The organism is Micromonospora sp. DT15 (assembly GCF_049841475.1).
Classification (GTDB): domain Bacteria; phylum Actinomycetota; class Actinomycetes; order Mycobacteriales; family Micromonosporaceae; genus Micromonospora.
On sequence record NZ_JBNCKJ010000003.1, the window covers coordinates 96,949 to 116,044 of the forward strand.

18 protein-coding genes are annotated in these 19,096 nt (G+C 71.1%); 7 read left to right on the forward strand and 11 right to left on the reverse strand.

What is annotated here, in order from left to right; all coding sequences use genetic code 11:
• Nucleotides 1–2: 2 nt before the first annotated feature.
• From ACLQ3F_RS08095 to ACLQ3F_RS08115, 5 genes are all read right to left on the reverse strand, one after another.
• Complete coding sequence (locus tag ACLQ3F_RS08095; RefSeq protein ID WP_425847510.1) at nt 3–710, reverse strand: DUF899 domain-containing protein; 708 nt, start codon at nt 708–710, stop codon at nt 3–5.
• Nucleotides 694–2,301, reverse strand: coding sequence for a tyrosine 2,3-aminomutase (cmdF, locus tag ACLQ3F_RS08100; protein WP_357204136.1), 1,608 nt, complete (start codon nt 2,299–2,301; stop codon nt 694–696). The genes ACLQ3F_RS08095 and cmdF overlap by 17 nt, the downstream gene beginning before the upstream one ends.
• Nucleotides 2,298–3,869 (reverse strand): AMP-binding protein, encoded by a 1,572-nt coding sequence (locus ACLQ3F_RS08105; protein ID WP_425847512.1) that lies wholly within the window; start codon nt 3,867–3,869, stop codon nt 2,298–2,300. The genes cmdF and ACLQ3F_RS08105 overlap by 4 nt, the downstream gene beginning before the upstream one ends.
• Before the next feature lie 38 nt (nt 3,870–3,907).
• Nucleotides 3,908–5,098 carry a cytochrome P450 family protein gene (locus tag ACLQ3F_RS08110; RefSeq protein ID WP_425847513.1) on the reverse strand — a complete coding sequence of 397 codons (1,191 nt, stop codon included), beginning with the start codon at nt 5,096–5,098 and terminating at the stop codon, nt 3,908–3,910.
• Nucleotides 5,099–5,175: 77 nt separating this feature from the next.
• Nucleotides 5,176–5,970 (reverse strand): TIGR03084 family metal-binding protein, encoded by a 795-nt coding sequence (locus ACLQ3F_RS08115; protein WP_425847514.1) that lies wholly within the window; start codon nt 5,968–5,970, stop codon nt 5,176–5,178.
• Between the two features lie 349 nt (nt 5,971–6,319).
• Here ACLQ3F_RS08115 and ACLQ3F_RS08120 point away from each other — a divergent pair, with 349 nt between their 5' ends.
• Both ACLQ3F_RS08120 and ACLQ3F_RS08125 read left to right on the forward strand, forming a co-directional pair.
• Nucleotides 6,320–6,514: a DNA-binding protein gene (locus ACLQ3F_RS08120; protein WP_355008720.1), complete on the forward strand. Its 195-nt coding sequence runs from the start codon at nt 6,320–6,322 to the stop codon at nt 6,512–6,514.
• Between the two features lie 164 nt (nt 6,515–6,678).
• A complete protein-coding gene (locus tag ACLQ3F_RS08125; RefSeq protein WP_425847515.1) occupies nt 6,679–7,878 on the forward strand; it encodes an FAD-dependent monooxygenase in 1,200 nt (399 codons plus the stop codon).
• Here ACLQ3F_RS08125 and ACLQ3F_RS08130 read toward each other — a convergent pair.
• Nucleotides 7,865–8,917 carry an LLM class F420-dependent oxidoreductase gene (locus ACLQ3F_RS08130; RefSeq protein WP_425847517.1) on the reverse strand — a complete coding sequence of 351 codons (1,053 nt, stop codon included), beginning with the start codon at nt 8,915–8,917 and terminating at the stop codon, nt 7,865–7,867. The two genes, ACLQ3F_RS08125 and ACLQ3F_RS08130, sit on opposite strands and share 14 nt — an antisense overlap.
• A 223-nt stretch (nt 8,918–9,140) precedes the next feature.
• Here ACLQ3F_RS08130 and ACLQ3F_RS08135 point away from each other — a divergent pair, with 223 nt between their 5' ends.
• Together ACLQ3F_RS08135 and ACLQ3F_RS08140 are read left to right on the forward strand one after the other, a co-directional pair.
• A complete protein-coding gene (locus ACLQ3F_RS08135) occupies nt 9,141–9,590 on the forward strand; it encodes an SCP2 sterol-binding domain-containing protein (protein ID WP_357204124.1) in 450 nt (149 codons plus the stop codon).
• Between the two features lie 68 nt (nt 9,591–9,658).
• Nucleotides 9,659–9,940: a hypothetical protein gene (locus ACLQ3F_RS08140; RefSeq protein ID WP_425847518.1), complete on the forward strand. Its 282-nt coding sequence runs from the start codon at nt 9,659–9,661 to the stop codon at nt 9,938–9,940.
• A 162-nt stretch (nt 9,941–10,102) separates the two neighbouring features.
• On the opposite strand, the gene ACLQ3F_RS08145 is transcribed toward ACLQ3F_RS08140, so the two are convergent.
• The 5 genes from ACLQ3F_RS08145 to ACLQ3F_RS08165 form a co-directional block, all read right to left on the reverse strand.
• Entirely contained in the window at nt 10,103–10,873 is a 771-nt protein-coding gene (locus ACLQ3F_RS08145) for a MerR family transcriptional regulator (RefSeq protein ID WP_425847519.1), read from the reverse strand.
• 156 nt (nt 10,874–11,029) lie between these two features.
• Nucleotides 11,030–11,866, reverse strand: a complete 837-nt coding sequence (locus ACLQ3F_RS08150) for a helix-turn-helix domain-containing protein (RefSeq protein WP_425847520.1) — start codon at nt 11,864–11,866, stop codon at nt 11,030–11,032.
• Between the two features lie 1,007 nt (nt 11,867–12,873).
• Nucleotides 12,874–13,974, reverse strand: coding sequence for a carboxymuconolactone decarboxylase family protein (locus ACLQ3F_RS08155; RefSeq protein WP_425847521.1), 1,101 nt, complete (start codon nt 13,972–13,974; stop codon nt 12,874–12,876).
• Nucleotides 13,975–14,033: 59 nt separating this feature from the next.
• Nucleotides 14,034–15,668, reverse strand: coding sequence for a GMC family oxidoreductase (locus tag ACLQ3F_RS08160; RefSeq protein ID WP_357259392.1), 1,635 nt, complete (start codon nt 15,666–15,668; stop codon nt 14,034–14,036).
• Nucleotides 15,665–16,234 (reverse strand): DUF5987 family protein, encoded by a 570-nt coding sequence (locus tag ACLQ3F_RS08165; protein WP_357196735.1) that lies wholly within the window; start codon nt 16,232–16,234, stop codon nt 15,665–15,667. The genes ACLQ3F_RS08160 and ACLQ3F_RS08165 overlap by 4 nt, the downstream gene beginning before the upstream one ends.
• A 398-nt stretch (nt 16,235–16,632) precedes the next feature.
• Between ACLQ3F_RS08165 and ACLQ3F_RS08170 the strand changes: the two genes are divergently transcribed.
• The 3 genes from ACLQ3F_RS08170 to ACLQ3F_RS08180 all read left to right on the forward strand — a co-directional run bounded on the left by ACLQ3F_RS08170 (nt 16,633) and on the right by ACLQ3F_RS08180 (nt 19,049).
• The gene (locus ACLQ3F_RS08170; RefSeq protein WP_425847522.1) at nt 16,633–17,673 is read left to right on the forward strand and encodes a carboxymuconolactone decarboxylase family protein; all 1,041 of its coding nucleotides are present in this window, start codon (nt 16,633–16,635) and stop codon (nt 17,671–17,673) included.
• 228 nt (nt 17,674–17,901) lie between these two features.
• Nucleotides 17,902–18,480: a hypothetical protein gene (locus ACLQ3F_RS08175; protein WP_425847523.1), complete on the forward strand. Its 579-nt coding sequence runs from the start codon at nt 17,902–17,904 to the stop codon at nt 18,478–18,480.
• Nucleotides 18,477–19,049: a copper resistance CopC family protein gene (locus ACLQ3F_RS08180; protein ID WP_425847524.1), complete on the forward strand. Its 573-nt coding sequence runs from the start codon at nt 18,477–18,479 to the stop codon at nt 19,047–19,049. Before ACLQ3F_RS08175 ends, ACLQ3F_RS08180 begins: the two co-directional genes overlap by 4 nt.
• Nucleotides 19,050–19,096 lie beyond the last annotated feature (47 nt).

Below are 19,096 nucleotides of genomic sequence, written 5' to 3' on the forward strand. Positions count from 1 at the left end.
GCTCACCACCTCTCGTAGTCGTCGTGGTGGCGGACCCAGTCCATCTTGTCCTCCAGGTGATCTTCCTGGCGACCCAGCGGGGTGAGGTCGAGGTAGTTGTAGGTGTTGTTGAGCAGGTCGCTACCGCGCCGGTAGGTGGAGTAGGCGTAGCGCACCACGTCGCCCTCGCGCAGGAACGTGCTGACGCCGGGCATCTCCGGCTCCGGGTCGTCGTCGTCGAGGCGCACGTGGAAGTCCTCGTAGAACGTGGTGCCGTGGCAGGAGACGAACGGCACGGTCCAGCCCATCCGCTTGACGAACTGCTCCGTCTCCGCTGGCGGCTCCGGTGACACCACCACCAGCGTGGTGTCCCGGGCGTGCAGGTGTGCCAGGTGACCGATGTTGTCCACCCAGAACGAGCAGATCGGACACCAGCCGTACCCTTCCAACGAACCCATGAAGTGGTACGTGATGAGCTGGCGCCGGCCCTCGAACAGGTCGAGCAGGCTCAGCCGGCGCCCGCCCGGGGCGATGAAGGTGTAGTCCGTGTCGACGGTCAGCAGGGGCAGCGCCTGCCGCTCCCGGGTCACCGCGTCGCGGGCCCGGGTCAGTTCCTTCTCCCGCTCCAGCAGCGCCTTGCGGGCAGCCAGCCACTGCGCCCGGTCGGCCGGGGCCGGCGTGGTGGTGGCGGCGGCCGCCCTGCCCGTAGCCCCGTCAGCGCAGCACGACATCGGCGCGCTCCAGCTCCGTCAGGAACACCCCGCGCGACAGCGCCTCGGCGGTCCGCTCGATGTCGTCGGACATGTACCGGTCCTCGTTCAGCGTGGACACGAGGCCGCGGACGGTGTCATAGGTGGCCCGGGCGGCCGGGCTCAGCCCGTCGGGCCCACCCCGCAGGTCCACCGCCTGCGCCGCGGCCAGGAACTCCACGGCGAGGATGCGGTCGTTGTTCTCCAGCACCCGCCGGGCGTTGCGGGCGGCGATCAGGCCCATGCTGACCACGTCCTGGTTGTCGCCGTTGGACGGCACGCTCTGGGTGCTGGCCGGACCGATGGTGCGGTTCTCCGCGACCAGCGCGGTGGCCGGGTACTGCGCGCCGGCGAAGCCGCTGTTCAGGCCGGGATCGCCGGCCACGAGGAACTCCGGCAGCCCGTCGCTGAGATGCCGGTTCAGCAGTCGGTTGGTGCGCCGCTCGGAGAACACCCCGAGCTGGGTGAGCGCGATGGTCAGGAAGTCCATCACGAAGGCGATCGGCTGGCCGTGGAAGTTGGCGCCGTGGAAGACCTCCTTGCCGACGAAGAACAGGGGGTTGTCGTTGGCCGAGTTGACCTCGGTCTCCAGCTTCTCCATGGCGTGGTACACGGTGTCCCGGACGGCGCCCACCACCTGCGGGATGGCCCGCAGCGTGTACGCCTTCTGCATGTAGATCTCCGTACGGGAGACGCCGTTCGCGGCCCGCTCGGTCGCCTGCAGCTGCCGGCGCAGGTCCTCGTGCTCCAGCGCCAACCCGCTGCCCCGCATCAGGGCCCGCATGTTCGCCGCGGTGTCGATCTGACCGCGGTGCGGGCGCGCGATGTCGTGGCCCTCGGCGAGGAACGGACTGGTCGACGCACGCATGGTCTCCAACACCAGCGCGGTGACGACCTCCGCCTGGCGAACCTGGTCGAGCGCGCGCTTGGCCACCAGGCAGCCCAGGCCGGTCATGCCCGAGGTGCCGTTGATCAGTGAGAGGCCCTCCTTGAAGCGGAGCTCCAGCGGCTCGATGCCGAGCTTGCGCAACACCGGGCCGGTCGGCACGCGGCTACCACCACGCAGCAGATAACCCTCGCCGATGAGGGTGGAGGCGATGTGTGCCAGCGGAGCCAGGTCACCGCTCGCTCCCAGCGAGCCGATCTGCGGGATGGCCGGCGTCAGGCCCTCGTTCAGATACAGCGCCAACCGCTCCAGCACCTCGGGGCGGACAGCGGAATATCCCTTGGCGAGGGCGTTGAGCCGGGCCGCCACGATCGCCCGGGCCTCGTCCTCGGCGAAGTCCGGCCCCACGCCGGCGCTGTGACTGCGCACGAGGTTGGTCTGGAGCTCGACCTCCTTCGAGGTGTCGACGAGCATGTAGACCATCTCGCCGTAACCGGTGGTGACGCCGTACACCGGCTCACCGCGTCGTACGGTGTCCTCGAACATGGCCCGGCTGCTGGCCGCACGGCCCAGCGCGTCCCGGTTCACGCCGCAGCGGACGCGGTCCACCGCGACCTTCCACACATCGGGCACGCCGACGGTCTCGCCGTCGAAGTCGACGGTCGTCTGGGTCTCGACAAGGGTCACAGTGCACACTCCATCGGATCGCGGTGTTTCGTTCTTCCGGTACGGAGGCCGGCCAGGGCGCGCCGGTCGACCTTGCCGCCGGTGTTGCGCGGCAGGGAATCCACGGTGGTGAAGGTGACCGGCAGGACGGGATCGCCGAACCGGCGGCGCAGTGCCGAGCGCCAGTGGTCCGGGGTCCCGCCTGGGCCGGGTACGACGTAGGCGTCGAGGCGGACGACCAGACCGTCGTAGCCGGTCACGGGCACCACGGCGCAGGCGGCCACGGCTTCGTCAGCGGACAGGGCGGCCTCGACGTCGGCGAGCTCGATGCGGACGCCGTACATCTTGATCTGCAAATCCCGGCGGCCGTGAAACTCCAGCACACCGTCCGGGCGCCACCGGCCGAGGTCACCGGTCCGGTAGTGCGGGGTGACGCCGTCGACGCCGGGCGGCGGGTGGAACACCCCGTTGTCCGCGGCCGCCGCCCCCACGTACCCGGTGGTGACGTACCGGCTGCGGATCACCAGGTGACCGATCTCGCCCGGCGGGCAGGGGCCGTCGCGGTCGTCGAGCACGAGCAGGTCGCGTCCGGGGATGGGTCGGCCGATCGCGACGGTGCCGGGCCCGGTGTCCGCGACGGACACCTCGTGCCAGGTGGCGAGGATGGTCTCGGTCGGTCCGTACAGGTTGACCAGCCTGGTCCGTGGCAGCCGCGCCCGGAGCTGGCGGGCGAGCGGGCCAGGCAGCGCCTCGCCGGCGAGCAGCAGGGCGGCCAGCCGGGTCGACGCCGGATCGCCGGCGAGCAGCGGCTCCAGCTCACGGGCGAAGCTCGGCACGGTCTGGAGCACTGTCACGCGCTCACGTGACAGCCACGGCACCAGGCGATCCGGGTCCGCGCGTATTCGCCACGGCACCGGGCACAGCGTGGCGCCCCCGCGCAGGGCCGCGAACACCTCGACGAGGCAGGCGTCGTAGCCGGGTGCCGCCCACTGCGCCAGCCGGGTGCCGGCACCGATGCCGAACTCGGCGGCGAACCATCCGGTGAACTGGGCCAGCGCGGCGTGGGTCTGCCGGATGCCCTTGGGTCGACCGGTGGTGCCGGACGTGTACGCCACGTAGGCGGTCGCGTCCGGAGCGACGGCGGACACCGTGGTGTCGGTGGCGCCGGGGATGCCGGCGAGGTCCAGCACGGGCACGCCGGTCGCGTCGACCGCCCGGCGTACCGGATCGCCCGGGTCCGAGTCGGTGATTACGCACGCCGGCCCCAGATCGGCGAGCGCGGCGTGCGCGGTCCCGGTGCCGGCGAGGCACACCATCGGCGCCCCCGAACCGAGCGCGCCGACGAGCGCGACGACCAGGTCCGCGCCGGGGGACGCGAGCACTGCCACCGGTCGTCCCGGCCCGGCACCGTACGCCCGTACCGCCGCCCGCACACCGGCCGCGCGGCGTGCCAGCTCGCCGTAGGTGAGCTCGACGTCGCCGTCCGACACGGCGATCGCTTCGGGATGCCGCCGGGCCTGCGCCCGGATCAGGTCGGCCACGGTCGGGCCGGCCTCGGCCGGCTCCAGACCCTGGGTGTTCGCGGTCACGCCTCCTCCTTTCCAGATCGGTTGGGGCGACGGGGAGATCAGCGCAGTCGCACGGGCAGCGCGTTCAGGCCGTGCATGACGACGCTCGCCCGCCAGGCCAGCGATTCGGCCGGGTTGGCCAGCCGCAGGTGCGGATAGCGGCGCACCAGCGCGCGGATGGCGATCGTCGCGTCCAGCCGGGCCAGCGGCGCGCCGATGCAGTGGTGCAGTCCGTGCCCGAACGCCACGTGCGCGTTCTGCGGCCGGTCGACGCGCAGCGTGGCCGGCTCGGCGAACCGCTGCGGATCGCGATTGGCCGCCAGCAGCGAGACCAGCACCACCGCGCCGGCCGGAATGGTGGCCCCGCCGACGGCCAGCGGCTGCCGCGCCCGCCGGGCGGCCACCTGCACGGGGCTCTCGTACCGGAGAACCTCTTCCACGGCGTCCGGCACCAGGTCCGGATCGGCGCGCAGCCGCTCGAGCTGCGGGCGGTCGGTCAGCAACGCCAGCATCGCGTTGCCGATCAGGTTGACGGTGGTTTCGTGTCCGGCGATCAGCAGAAGGAACACCATGGAGGTGAGCTCGTCCTCGGTGAGCCGGTCACCGCCGTCCCGCACCGATGCCAGGGCGGAGAGGAGGTCGTCACCCGGCGCGCGGCGTTTGTCGCGCAGCAGGCCCTGGGCGTAGTCCAGCATCTCCCCGGCGGCCGCCTCCAGCTCGGCGAGGCTCAGCGCGCTCGCCGTCAGTGTGGTCGTCCAGCGGTGGAAGGCGGCGTCGTCCGACTCGGGGATGCCGAGCAGCCCGCCGAGCACCCGGATGGGCAGCGGCAACGCGTACGCCGCGACGAGGTCGACCTCGTCCGCGCCGGCCATCGCGTCCAGCAGATCCTCGGCGATCCGCTCGATGCGTGGCCGCATGTCCTCCATCCGGCGCCGGGTGAACGCCGCGGAGATCAGCCTGCGCAGGCGGGTGTGGTCCGGCGGTTCCCGGTTCAGCATGTGATTGTTCATGCCGAGGCGGAGCCGCTCGGAAAGACCGCGCCGGTCGGCTACCGCGCCGGTGCGGCCCTCCAGGCGGGTGTCGGCCAGGCACCGGCGCACCTCGTCGTACCCGACCACCAGCCACGCCGGACCGCCGGACGGCAGCGTCACCCGGTGCACCGGTCCCAGCGCCGCCAGGCGTGCGGATCCGGCGTGCCGCTGTGCCGCGTCGCCCAGCAGGAAGTCCGCGGCGTGCGGCGCGACGGTCATGCCGTCATCCTGGCAACAGCGGGTGTCGCGCAGCGCCTTCGTGGTTGCGCTGCTGGAACGAGGTGCATCCGGCATGATCAGGACCGGCCGAACTGTCCCGGCGTGCGACCCGCACCGGCCGGCCCGCGGTACGCCTGGGCGATGTCCAGCCAGTGCTCGGCGTCGGCCCCCGTCGCGGTCAGGGACAGGTCGTCGCGGTGCCGGCGACGCGTGACGAGCAGGCAGAAGTCCTCGGCCGGCCCGGAGATCCGCTGCTCGGCGTCCTCCGGGCCGAACTGCCAGACGGCGCCGGACGGAGCGGTGAGCGTGTAGCCGAACTCGACGTCGGGGGTCGACTCGCCCCGAGCCTGATAGCCGAAGTCCCAGGTGCGCACCGCGAAGCCGCACAGGAACCGGATCCGGTCCGTCCGCACCTGACGCACGCCGAGCGTGTCGGCGATGTCCTGGCCGTGGCCGAACAGCTCCATCATTCCGGCGCAGGCGAGCACCGGCGCGGGTAGTGGCCGCACCAGCCAGGGCACCACTTGACCGTCCGGCACGGCGGCGAGAGCCTTCTCGGCGTTGGCGCGTTCCTCCCGCCACCGGTTCAGCAGGACGTGCGGCGGGTCGGAGAGATAGGCCGACAGCGCCACGTCGACGTTGCGGTCGAAGTCACCGCTCATCGTCGCGACGCGGGCGCGGAAGCCGTCCGGGTCCGCGGCGGCGAAACCGGCCAGCCGGAATGTCGCGGCCAGGTGGGCCACCTGATGGGCGATGGTCCAACCGGGAGCCGGGGTGTCCAGCTTCCACTGTGTGTCGTCCAGGCCGGCGAGCAGCCGGTCCAGCTCGTCACCGTCAGCGGTCAGGGCGGGGATCGGGTCGGGTCCGGTCACCGTGAGGTCCTCTCGATCGGGCGTACGGGTGGCGTCGGGCCGGTGCGAGCCGGGCGGCGGTGTGGCCTGGATCGGCGTCGGTTCTCGGCAGGTGGGGCCCGTGCGCCAATCCCCGGAAAACGTCTCCATGGTCGACCTCGCACGGAGGGTGATGCACCTTCGTCAGTGCGCTGCGGGGCAGTGTGGATCTTCGCCGCCGGGGTGTTCAGGGCGACTGCGCACGAACGCGTACGCGTGGCACGGGTGGCGACTCACCGGGACCGGAACGTTTCCGGACCGTCTTCGCACCGCCGCTGGGGCACCATGAACGCCGGACGGGCGCGTCCAAAGAACCGAAGGGAGTCACACGATGGCGCAAGGCACCGATCTGCCGAGCTCACTGGGCAAGCCCGCGCTGCGGGCACTCGAGGGTGCCGGCTACACCAAGCTGGAGCAGTTCACCAAGATCAGCGAGTCCGAGGTCAAGGAGCTGCACGGGATGGGCCCCAAAGCCCTGAGCACGCTCAAGTCGTCGATGAAGGCGAAGGGCCTCTCCTTCAAATGAACCGTGACGACCGGGTGGGTGGCTGTTCGCCACCCACCCGGTCTCGTCGTGACGGGCACCCGCCACAGCACTTTGGAAGAAGGCATCTGATGGGAAACGGGTACGAAGGCCACACCTCAGCTCCATCGCGAGGCAGTGTGGGGCGTCGACCCGGAGGAAGCGGCATGACACAGGCCAGAACAGCCATGATCATCGGTAGCGGCATCGCCGGCAGTGTGGCGGCGCTCGCGTTGCGCCGGGCAGGCATCGAGCCGACCGTGTTCGAGGCGTACGACCGACCGTCCGACGATGTCGGCGGCGAGTTGATGCTGGCGCCCAACGGCATCGACGCGCTCGGCATCGTCGGGGTCGAGGACGACGTGCACCGCCTTGGCAGCCCCATCCGCCGTACCGTGATGACGGACGGCCGAGGCCGCCCGTTCGGCGATTTCGAGCACCTGCCCGATCTGCCGCCGAGCCGCGCGGTCAAGCGCGCCGACCTGCAACGACTGCTGCGCGAGCGGACCGAGGCGGCGGGTGTCCGCATCGTCTACGGCCGGCGTCTGGTCGGCGCCACGGACTCGCCGGACAGCATCACCGCCAGCTTCGCCGACGGCAGCAGCGCGACCGCCGACGTCCTGATCGGCGCGGACGGCATCCGATCGGCCGTCCGGCGCCTCATCGACCCGGGCGCACCCACGGCGCAGTACACCGGGATGCTCGGCCTGGGCGGCGCCGTGGAGGTGCCGTCGGTCGGTGAGCCGGGCGTCATGCATCTGGCGAACGGGCACGACGCCTTCTTCGGCCACTGGATCGGATCCGACGGACGCGTCAACTGGTTCAGCAACATCACCAGCGACGAGCCGATGCCGATGTCCGAGGCGCGCCGGGTGCCAGCGGACCGATGGCTGAACCGGTTGCGCCGGGTGCACGCCGAGGACGTACCGGCGCGCGACGTGCTCGACCGGGCCGGGCCGCAGGACGTGTTCCCGTTCGGCGCCATCGAGATCCTGCCCCCGCTGCGGACGTGGTACCGCGGGCGGATGGTGCTGGTCGGGGATGCCGCGCACGCGCCCTCCCCGGTGTCCGGTCAGGGCGCCTCGTTGGCCTCGGAGAGCGCCGTGCAGCTCGCCCGCTGCCTGCGTGATGTGCCGGGGGTGCAGGCGGCGTTCGCCACCTACGAGATGATGCGCCGGCCCCGGGTGGAGAAGATTGCTGCCGATGCCGCGCGCGCCAATCAGGCCAAGGCACCCGGCCCGGTCGCGTACGCGCTCATGCGGCTGCTGGCCCCCGTCGCGCGGCACACCGTGCTGAAGCCCGAGCGGATGTTCGGCCCGGTGCACCGGCACCGGATCGACTGGAACCGGACGGTCACCCCCGCCTGAGCGGCGTCGAGCGGTCCGCGGTGTACGCCTCGTGAACCTCCCGCAGGGCACCGATGCCGCCGCCGAAGACGGTGACCGCCAGCTCGGTGACGCCGGCCTCGGCGAACTCGCGGAGCCGCCCGGCGATCCGGTCCACCGGCCCGAGCAGCGACGTACGGTCGACGAAGTCCGCCGGTACGGCGGCGGCCGCCTCGGCGTACCGTTTCGCCAGATACAGCTCCTGGACGTCACGGGCCGCGTCCGCGTATCCCATGCGTGCGGCGAGGAGGTTGTAGAAGTTGCGGTCTCGGCTGCCCATGCCGCCGAGATAGAGGGCGACGTGCGCGCGGACCCGGTCGACGCACCGCCCGACGTCGTCGCCGACGGCGAGCGGCACTGACGCGATCACCTCGAACCCGTCCATGGGCCGGCCGGCTCGCTCCCGGCCGGCCCGGACGTGCCGCAACTGCTCGGCCGCGAACTCCGGGCTGAGGAATGCGGCGAGCCAGCCGTCGCCGATCTCCCCGGCCAGTTCCAGGTTGCGCGGGCCGACCGCGGCCAGATAGATCGGCAGGTCCGGGCGGGGCGGATGGACGGTCAACCGCAGGGCTCTGCCGGCGCCGCCGGCCAGCGGCAGCGGGTAGTGCCGGCCCGGGTGGGCGAGCGGGCGCCGGGACAGGGCGAGGCGGAGCACGTCGACGTACTCACGGGTCCGCCCGAGCGGGTCGGCGAAGGGCACGCCGTGCCATCCCTCCGAGACCTGTGGTCCGGAGACGCCGAGGCCCAGCCGGAACCGACCGCCGGACAGGCGATCGAGGGTCGCGGCGGTCATCGCGGTGAGTGCGGGGCTGCGTCCCGGCATCTGCATGACGGCGGAGCCGATGTTGACGGACCGGGTGTGCGCGGCGATCCAGGTCAGCATCGTCACCGCGTCCGAGCCGTACACCTCCGCCGCCCACACGGTGTGGAAGCCGAGCCGCTCGGCCTCGACGGCCAACCGCACCCGGCCGGCGGCATCGCCGGCGCCCACCAGATGTCCCAGATTCAGCGACAGTCGCATCCGACCATCGTGGCGTCGGTCGCCTGGGCGGGCATCTCGCGCCGTGCCGTTCCCGCAGCGCAGGGCACCGGCGACGCCCGATCAGACGGGCCCTGGCACCTGCGCAGCCTGGGAGGTGCTCCCGGTCGAACTCGGGGCCAGGATGTGTGACGAGAGCAGGGGGTGGCGATGACCGGAGGGCACGGAAGTCGCACCGCTGCTGCGGTGAGCATGGAGGAGTTTGATGTCCATCCACGATTCACGTGTCGAAGCTATGGATCCGGTCGAGTTCGCCCGTCTGGTCAAGCACACTCCGGACGACGAGCTGCGCGAGGTCATGCGCGGTGAGCGGCGTGCCGAAATCCTCGATCACCTGATCGGCGGGATGCAGTCCGCGTTTCGGCCCGAGGTCGCCGGCCGGACCCGGGCGGTGGTGCACTGGCGCATCGGCGATCGACCGGACGGCGGCGTCGACACCTACCAGATGGTTATCGCCGACGGCGTCTGCACTCTGTCGTCCCGCGCCGACGGGCAGCCACAGCTGACCTTGAACCTGGCCGCGGCTGATTTCGTCCACCTGGTCACGGGCAACGCGCACGCGGTGATGCTGGTGATGAAGGGCCGGTTGAAGACCCGAGGCGACCTCGGTCTGACCGCCCGGTTCCCCACCTTCTTCGCCGCCCCCCGGCCCTGATCGGCGCGGCCCGGACCGGGCGGAGGCGTCGTGTCCATCTGGCGTTTCGGCAGGTGAGGAGCGAGAACATGACCGACACCGGTGCGCACGGTGAGGATGGGCGCGATGCCGAGGATTCGGCCGCAGACCCTCGCCACGGGGACCTCGAAGACCCGTGGCGCGGTATCCCGGCCACGCTCCTCGACGGTCCCGGCTACCACATCGGCGGGCCGGCCGGAGACGGGCGAGGTGCGCCGCAGACGCTCGGAAACTCTCGCGCCGAGAACGTCGAAGACCGCTGGCGCGGCATTCCGGCCACGCTTCTCGACGGCCCCTTCTACGACGCCGACCCAGCGGGTGACTCCCGATGAGCGGCTGGCTCGCGGCGCGCACCGTCAGGCGGTACGACCTCGCCAGGATCCGCGGGCGCCACCGGGTCGCGTACGCCGACTGAGGCGCGCGCACCGCGGCCGGTGCGGGTGTCGCCGCTCTCCCGCCGGGCAACGTGCCTGTGCCCGTCTCCCACGTGCCTCTCAGCTGGCACGGTCGGCCCGGCGGGGAAGCTGTTGGGGCACCCCGGTCGCCGGGTCGCCGGCGTGCCGCGTGCGGTTCGCCGGCGGCGCGTCGGTGGTGGGGGAGCGGCCGTGCGTCGACGGGGCCGCGCCGGACGTGTCGGCCGGTCTGCCGAAACGCTGGGTGACCAGGTGCTCCTGGGCCATCCCGCGCAGCGCGGCGAGCGCCGCGTCGAGCAGCACCGCGCGGGCCACCGCGGCGGCCCGCTCCACTTCCATGTCGTCGCGCGGAAGCAGACTGAGCTCGCGGTCCGCGGACTGTTCCGCGAGTTGTGCGTACGGATGGAAGAACTCGGTGCCGTGGCTACAGCCGAGCTCGCGCAGAGCTGCGAGGACATGGGCCAGTCGGTTCCGACCCGGGACGTCGTCGCCCACCTGCCAGCCCAGCTCGTTGATGAGGCGGTCGACCTCGGTGCGCTCGGCCGTCACGTCGTTGACGGCCTTGGACTTGTCGAGGTCCGGGTACACCACCCGGTTGGCGGTCCGGTACAGCCCGGGAAGTGGGAGGTCGTCGTCCTCGATGGCCGTCAGCAGTTCCATCACTGTGGACAGTTCAAGCTGGCCGATGCCGGTCATCGCTCGGATGAAGAGCAGGCGCCGTCGGTGCGCCTCGCCGTACTGCGCCTGGTTGCGGCCAGTCAGTCGGCCCGGTGGGACGAGACCCTCACGAAGATAGAACTTGATTGTTGCGACGGGCACGCCGGTGTAGCGGCTCAGGTCAGAGATGCGCATCGAGTTCCCCCAGCTGGTCAACACAGCCCCGCGGTGCGATTCTCCCACGTAGAAAGGGTGGAGATTGATGGCGATCCCATGGCACGCTCGTGGCGGAAGCGTTCGGGCCGTCACCGCGTCGCGGCTGTGGCCCGGGTGGGACCGGCAGTCGAGCAGTCAGGCAGCGGTACGGTCGGACTCGCGGAGCTTCGTGATCATTACGGGCGCGGCGCTCAGGGGCGTCTCGGCGGCCTGCTGTTCCGCCGCGACCCGGGCCAACGCGAGCTTTCGGCTGTCCATCAGGGCCAGTAGCACGGGCGGGTCGATGCTCTGGATCGGCTGTAGGTCGAGGTCCACCCGGATGTCGGAGTTCCATGCGACCGTCAGCGGCCCCTCCGAGGCGACCGCGATCGGTCGGTTCGCCTCGTCGGGACGCCCGCCCGCGTTGGTGTCGACGGCTTGAGCGAGCAGGTACCAGGTGCCCGGCGGCACCGTGTCGAAGTGGAAGTAGCCGCCGTCGGGTAGCACCGCGCAGCGCACCGGACGGCCCTCGGGGATGCGGTCCGTGAAGAGGCCGACGAAGACCGGCCCGTTCGGCCGGCCCGGCTGCGAGGGGATGCGGCCGTGCACCCGAGCCTCGGAGAGCGGGGCCGGTTCCGGGTCGGTCGCGATCTGCGGGGCGTAGCCGGCGCGGCGCCGGTAGGTGGTTGGCGACATGCCGACGCTGCGGGTGAACCGCGAGCTGAAGGTGCCGACGCTGTTGTAGCCCACGCGGAGGCTGATGTCGGCGACGTTGAGTGTGGTGGAGATCAGCAGCTGTTTGGCGCGTTGCAGACGCAGCGCGGACAGGAAACGGCCCGGGGAGACCCCGGTGGTCCGCTGGAAGATCCTGGTGAAGTGGAACTTGCTGAACATGGCAGCCCTGGCCATGTCGTCGACGGTGAGCTGCTCGCCGAGGTTCTCTCGCATGGTGCTGATCGCACGATTCACGGCCTGCTTGGTCGATTCCTCCATGATGCCTCCCCCTGACCTGTCCGGCGATTTTTCGTACTAGGTGGTAATAATTGTCGTGTAAAGCATCGCGGTTTTGGTCCCATCGAGCGCTGTAGTGATGCATATGATTGCGCTGGTATGCCCTGCTGCCTCACTCCCGCCGCCCCGAAGGGCTCCGCTTCCGGTCGAGGCTAGCCCAGCCCAGAGCGATTGACAATACTGCTGATCATCGAGGGCAATAGACCGCAATCGTGAAGAGAGGAACGCCTTGAGCAGTGCCTTCGACACTCATATGGAGCTTGACGGTCATCCATGCGGATAGCGGTGCGACCCACTTTCCACGGGGGGTGCCGAAAGCGGTCAATTTGGAAACTGGTCACAGATACGGTGCCCCTGGGCTGCGGTTTGACGCGAAACGTCGGTAATTGTCGATCATGTACCCGGTAGTTTGGCTACCTTCAGTGAATCTGGCGCTTTGCCGACTGAAAAAGATTATTGACCGGAGCGATGAGCGGAAGGTAAGATTATTTGCTCACGCTGTTGATCGGATTTAATGCAATGCATAGTCAGCGTTTCCCGGATTGCCAATAGCCGTTTCGCTCTTAAAGAGAATTACTATCTGAATTTCTCGGGCCGGGATCGCGTGGCCAATATTCGTCAATTCTCAATCCGGTGCTGATTGAGTGGATCAGCCGCTCGTCGCGCTGGTCTCGATCGGGCCCGGATGGTCAGTCGGGACGGATTCCAAAGGTCGCCGTCCGACCAGGTGAACAATAGGGGAAATGACAGTGGAATCCCGTCGGCCGCACCGCCTCGTGCCACCCGGCACGGTCCCTACCAGGATGGGGGCGAGGGTTGTCTGACCGACCCCTTTCGAGTATCCCGTCGGCGGGACACCCGTGGGAGACACACCCGAGGGGCGCGTCCTACTGCTCAGGAAGGCGTACGAGACGGGCCGCGTCGTTGCCACCTGAAGGCGCGACCGGCGACATCCAGGAGCTGTCGGGCGGGCCGTACGCCCTCCAGGATCAGCCGATGGTGCGCCGGCTCCAGCCCGCCGTCGGGGCCGGCGCCACGCGAAGGGCGCGCGCGCCCAGGTGACGGGCGGCGGTGAGGCTCGACCAGGCGGCCAGTTCGACCAGGCCGCGGTCGTCGTACCCCTGGGCGCGTACCCGGTCGACATCGGCGGCGGTGACCCGGTAGGAGGCGAACGCCACCAGCAACGCCAGACGCCCCGCCGGGCGGTCCGACTCCGGCAGGCCCGCGACGCACTCGTCGAGCCAACGGAGTCGCAGGGCGGCCGGGCGTGCGTCCAGGCCGGACGGGGGCGCGCCAAGGCGAGGGAGCTGCGCCGTCAACAGCCGGCGTACCGGTGCCGGGACACTGCGTTCGCCTGCCGCGTCGACCACCGCCGCGGACCGCGCGAACGCCGCAACCAGGTGCGGCCGGTCGCCGGTCCAGGACAGGTCCGGCGGCACCGTCGCCGGAGGCAGCAGGCCCGGGGACTCGCCCGGGACCACGGCCCTGCCGGCCAGCCCGGCCAGGATCCGGGCCGCACCCCGGCGCAGCACCGCAGCGACCGGGCTGGGCACCGGCGGCAGGGGCGAGTCCGGCAGGAAGACGTTGACCATCCGGTTCAGGTAGTGGAACACCACAGCGACGCCGACGAGTTCGGGACCGTGCTCGGGCGGGAACGGCGGCGGCCCGCCGTTGGCGGCCCAGCCGGCCAGCTCACGCAGCCGCGGGTCCCGCAGGTCGGCCAACTGCCCGGTCAGCATGGCGGCGGCGTCCGGGCCGCTCAGCAGGCCGGCGAGGGTGCCACCGTGCACGTCCACGCAGTACGGGCAACGGTTGGCCTGGGACACCCCGGCTGCCACCACCTCCCGGGCCTCCCGGCCCGTCTGCCCGGATGCCAGCAGCGCCTCGCGCAGCATGGTCCAGGCCGCGGCGAGCACGACCGGAGAGGCCGCGTGCAGCGCCACCGGCGGTGCGAGCATCCCGAAGTCCCGTTCGATCTGCTGGTACACGGCCGCCACCGGGGCGTCGGCCCGGCTCGGCGCGACTGGCGCGACGTGCCGGAGTTGCAACGCCGTGGCGGGTCGAGCGACCCTCGCGATGAGCTTTCGCACCGATTCCCCCTCGGAAGAACAGGCGCCGGCCGACGCCCGGCCGGCCGACGCCCGACGGTTCAGCGGGCGAACACCGCCCGGCGGCCGGCGGTCTCGCCGTCCGGCGACGGCGCGCCGTAGGTGACGGAGACCCCCCGCTCCTGCGCGGCCCGAATGATGCCCGGCATGGCGCGTTCGGCAAGGGCGGCGATCGTGAACGCCGGATTCACCGTGAGCGCACCGGGGACCGCCGATCCGTCCGTGACGAAGATTCCGGGGTGTCCGCGCAGCTCGTGCCGGTCGTCCAGCGCCGAGGTGGCCGGGTCGTCGCCGATCCGGCAGGACGCCAACGGGTGCACCGTGTACGCGCCGACCAGGTCGTTCGTCCACGGCTCGACCCGGGCCAGCCCGTCGCGCTCCAGGATGTCCTTGATGTCGGCGTCGGCCAGAGACCAGCCCCGCCGGGTGTTCGCGGTGGGCTTGTAGCTCAGCGGACCGTGCCCCAGCATCTGCTGGGAGAAGCGGTGCGCGTTGCCGGTCTCCGGCGGTGGTCCGAAGACGCCCTCGTTGTCGTCCTCGGACATGATGAAGATCGTCAGCCAGGACTGCCAGCGGCGCAGCATCTCCTTCTTGTCCACCCCGAACCAGGTCGGGCCGCTGGCGTCGGGTGCCTGCGCCAGGATGGTGCCCAACCCCGGCGGGAAGTAGAGCTGCTCCAGTGAGTAGCGCTCGAACTCGGGCAGGTTGCCGTCGAGCCGGTCCCAACTGGCCACCGTCGGGCCGCGCCCGATCTGGTACGCCTCGTAGGCCCGCCCGTCCGGTCGGGACAGCCCGAGCACGTCTCGGATCCGGTCCTCGTCGAAGACGGCGGTGTTCAGTCGCTCCCCGTTGCCGGAGAAGTAGCGCCCCACCGCGTGCGGCATGGTGCCCAGCCCGGGCTCCGACCGTTGCAGGATCACCGGTGTGGCACCGGCACCCGCCGCGACGATGACGAGCTTCGCGTCGATCGCACCTTCGTCGTGCAGGATCCGGTAGTCCTCGCCGTCCACTATCCGGTAGTGCACCCGGTAGCCGCCGTCGTCGTTACGGGAGATCTGCTGCACCTCGTGCAGCGGCCGGATCTCCGCGCCGTGGGCGAGCGCCGCCGGCAGGTAGTTCAGCAGCAGCGATCGTTTGGCGTCGAACCGGCAGCCGGACATCATCCAGTTGCAGTTGGTGCACATGTCCACGTCGACGGCGGACGGCGCCGGGTTGGCGGTGCGCCCGGCGTGCCGACAGGCCGCGCCGAACAGACCACCGGCGTACGGGATCTTGTCCCAGGTCTGCCGGGTGATCGGCAGCGCCTCGGCGACCCGGTCGTACCAGGGTTCGAGGGCGTCCCGGCTGATCGAGCTGGGCCACATCCGGCGGCCGATGCTGCCGCGTCGCTCGAAGACGAAGCGCGGCGCGCGCGGCATGGTGGCGAAGTAGACAACGCTTCCGCCGCCGACACAGTTGCCGCCGAGCACGCTCATGCCGTCGCCGACCACGAAGTCGAAGACCCGGGTGTACGACGAGCCGAGCAGGAAGTCGTGGTCGAACTCCTCGCCGCGCAGCCACGGGCCGCGCTCCAGGACGGTCACGCGGGCACCACCCGCGGCGAGGTGGTACGCGGGGATGGCCCCGCCGAAGCCGCTGCCGATGATGAGAACGTCTGTCGATTCGATGCTGGTCATGCGGGGCTGCCCGTCGCCGTCGTGTCGGGGTGGAGGTCGGCCAGTTGCCGGCCGTAGGAGAAGGACTCGAACCGCCAGATGCCGTCGGCCTGCGGCTGTTCGTAGCCGATGGTGAGCAGACCCGGGTGGCCGGCGGCCAGCGCGGCGGGTGTGCTGAGGTGCGCGGCGCTGTCGAAGGCCATGTTGCTGAACAGGGCCAGGCCCACCCACATCTGCTTTTCCGGGTGATCCGGTTGGGTGAGGTCCGCGACCAGGGCGGTGCGGTGGTCGAACGGCAGTGCCACGAACGGCGGCACCGTCGGGTCCAGCGTCAGGTCGCGGCCGGCCGCGTACTCCCGTGCGTGGTCGTTGAGGGAGAACACCAGGGAGTCCAGCCCTTCTGCCAGACCGCCGGCCGGGTTCTCGAGAAGCTCGACCGCACCGGCCGCCACCGCACCACCGCCGGCTGACACCCCGGCCACGCTGCGGTCCCCGGGAAACCGTTTCTCGCCGGGAATGATGGTGTCCGCGAACGCCTCTAGCACGAGGGTCCGATCCGGATTGCGCTCGGATTCGTCGGGCTGCACCGCATCGCCTCCTGTCCGTGGTCGGCGCGCCGGTACGGGTCGTCCGCCTGGCGGACGCGCGACCGGAGGAGGTGCCCGCCGGGCCGGTCAGTGCCGTGGCCGTCGTGCCGGACCCGCGGCGGTGACCCACCGGACACCGCTCACGGATCGCTTTCCCACATCGTGACGGCAGCACGACAGGGACCGCATCTTCGTCGTTGCGCTCGCACGGAACCCCCGAATATGGAGAAAAAACCCAGGTTCCGTGCGGGGCTTCTCCGGTCGTGCGCTGGACCGGTCGGCCCCACTCCAAGCGACCGCCGCCCGCTGATACTGACCGGGAACACGACGACGGATGGAGGACGGAGATGGTCGCCACGCGGGTAGCGTCCTCAATGGTGCGTCGGCAGGTCAGGTACGTGTCCCCGGTTTCGCCCGGGTCGGCCAACGGACTGGTAGCCGAGGTGTACGCGCAGGTGGCCGACGAGATGCGGCTCGTGGTGCCGCCCGCGTTGATGCACTCTCCGGCACCGGACGTGCTGGCCGCGTACTGGGCGCTGACACGGGAACCCCTGGTCACGGTGGGGCCGGTGGACCGGGCCACCAAGGAGGCGGTCGCCGCGGCGGTGTCGGTGGCCAACACCTGCCCGTACTGCGCGGACATGCACACCGTCGGCATGTACGACCTGTCCGGCGAGCACGCCGCCGAGGCGGTCGCCGGCGACCGGATGCAGGACATCACCGAGCCGGAGCTGCGCGTCGCGGCGGAGTGGGCGCGTACCGCACACCAGTCCGACGACGCCGCGCCGCCGCCCGCCGGGCTGTCCCCGGCAGACCGCGCGGAACTGATCGGGGTGGTCGTCGCCTTTCATTACCTGACCCGCATGGTCAACGTGTTCCTGGCGAACTTCCTGCTGCCGCCGGGCCTTGCTCCGTGGTCCCGTCGCCGACTCAAGCAGGGGATCAGCCGGGTCCTGCGTCCCACCCTGCGGGAGCCGCGCGAGCCGGGCCGGGCCTCGGGCCTGCTGCCCGCCGCGCCGCTGCGCGCGGCCACCGCCTGGGCGGCGCCCCGGCCGGCGGTGGCCGCCGCTGTGGGCCGGGCCGACCAGGTCTTCCGCGCGGCCGGTGACCGCGCGCTCTCTCCGGAGGTACGCGACCTGGTCACCGCGCATCTCTCGGGGTGGCGGGGGAGGGACACCGGAATCAGCACCGACTGGTGCGAGCGGCTGATCGCCGACCTGGCACCGGCGGACCGGGCCGCCGCGCGGTTGGCGCTGCTCACCGCGGTCGCCTCGTACCAGGTCGACGAGGAGGTGGTCCAGGAGTTCCGCCGCCACCACCCGGAGGACCGGTCGCTGGTCGACGGCGCGGCCTGGGCTGCCTGGTCGGCGGCTTCGCTGGTCGGCGCCCGGCAGGTGGCCGACCCGGTGACCGGACCACCGCCTCAGCGCCACGGCTGACCACCGCCCCGCATCCGGACGTGCCACCCGGCCGCCGGGTGGCGCATCCGCGGGTGCAGAGCAAAGGCTGCGGACATGGACGCGGCGACGGGCGAGGCGGCGGACGAGGCGGGTCCGGCGCCAACTGAGCATTGTGGAAGTAAGACGATGCGCCGCGACCCGGAAGGGTGGGAGGGGATGCCGTCCGCAGGGCTCGGGCGGCGACCGCTACGGCGACTGGAGGCCAGGATGAGTGTTGATGCGGCGCGATCCGGGAGGGTCGGCCCGACCAACTGGTGGAACGGTGCCCACCACCGTACCGCGCTGAACCTGTTCATGGTCGTGGTGCTGGCGCACTGGGCCGAGCACCTCACGCAGGCGTTCCAGATCTGGGCACTGGGCTGGCCCGTGCCGCAGGCGCGCGGAGTGCTCGGTCTGTACTTCCCCTGGCTGGTCACCTCCGAATGGCTGCACTACGCGTACGCGCTGGTGATGCTGGTCGGCCTGTGGCTGCTGCGCGGTGGTTTCGTGGGCCGGTCGCGCACCTGGTGGATGGTCGCCTTCGGGATCCAGTTCTGGCACCACATCGAGCACCTGATGCTCTTCGTGCAGGCTCAGACCGGCACGTTCTTCTTCGGCCGTTCCGTTCCCACCAGCATGTTGCAGCTGGTCCTGCCCCGGGTCGAGCTCCACCTGTTCTACAACACCGTGGTGTTCCTGCCGATGGTGATCGCGATCATCCTGCACCTACGGCCCAACCGGGCCGAGTCCGCGCTGATGACCTGCAGCTGCGCCCCACGGTTTACCGTGGCGCCCAGCATGCCGTGACGGCGCCGGAAGCAGCGCGTTCGGGGCCCGGGTCCCGCTGGTTCGGGTACCTCCTCGCCATTGTGGTCTGCGCGGTGGTGGCGCTGGCGGCACTCACCGACAAGCCGACCGCCCGGGTCGCCGCGGTGACGCCGGCGGACGGTGCGACAGTGGCCGGTCCGCCGGCCGAGGTGGTGGTCACCTTCGAGGGCACGGTGCGGGCGAAGGAGTTCCATCTGGCCGTGGCACCGGCCGGTCAGAGCCGTTCGATAGCGGCCGGTCCGGCGAAGCTGGAGGAGCAGCGGTTGGTGCTGCCCGTCCGCGTTCAGACCGCCGGGGCGTATCTGGCCGCGTACCACGTGCTGTTGACCGACGGACGGCAACTGAGTGGCACGACCCGGTTCACCGTGGCCGCTGGCGGGCCACCCGTGTCGGTGGCCGCCGACGCCCCCTCGGTCGGGCCCGGTGGGCACCAGCACGGTGCCGACGATCCGCTCAGCGTGGGCCTCCTCGTGCTGGACCTGCTGCTGGTGGTGGTCGTGGCCGTCGTGCTGCTACGACGGCCCCGAATCCGGGCGGGGCGACGCTGACGATGACCGGGAGCGCATGAACGAAGGCGCGCGAGACGCGGCCGGCG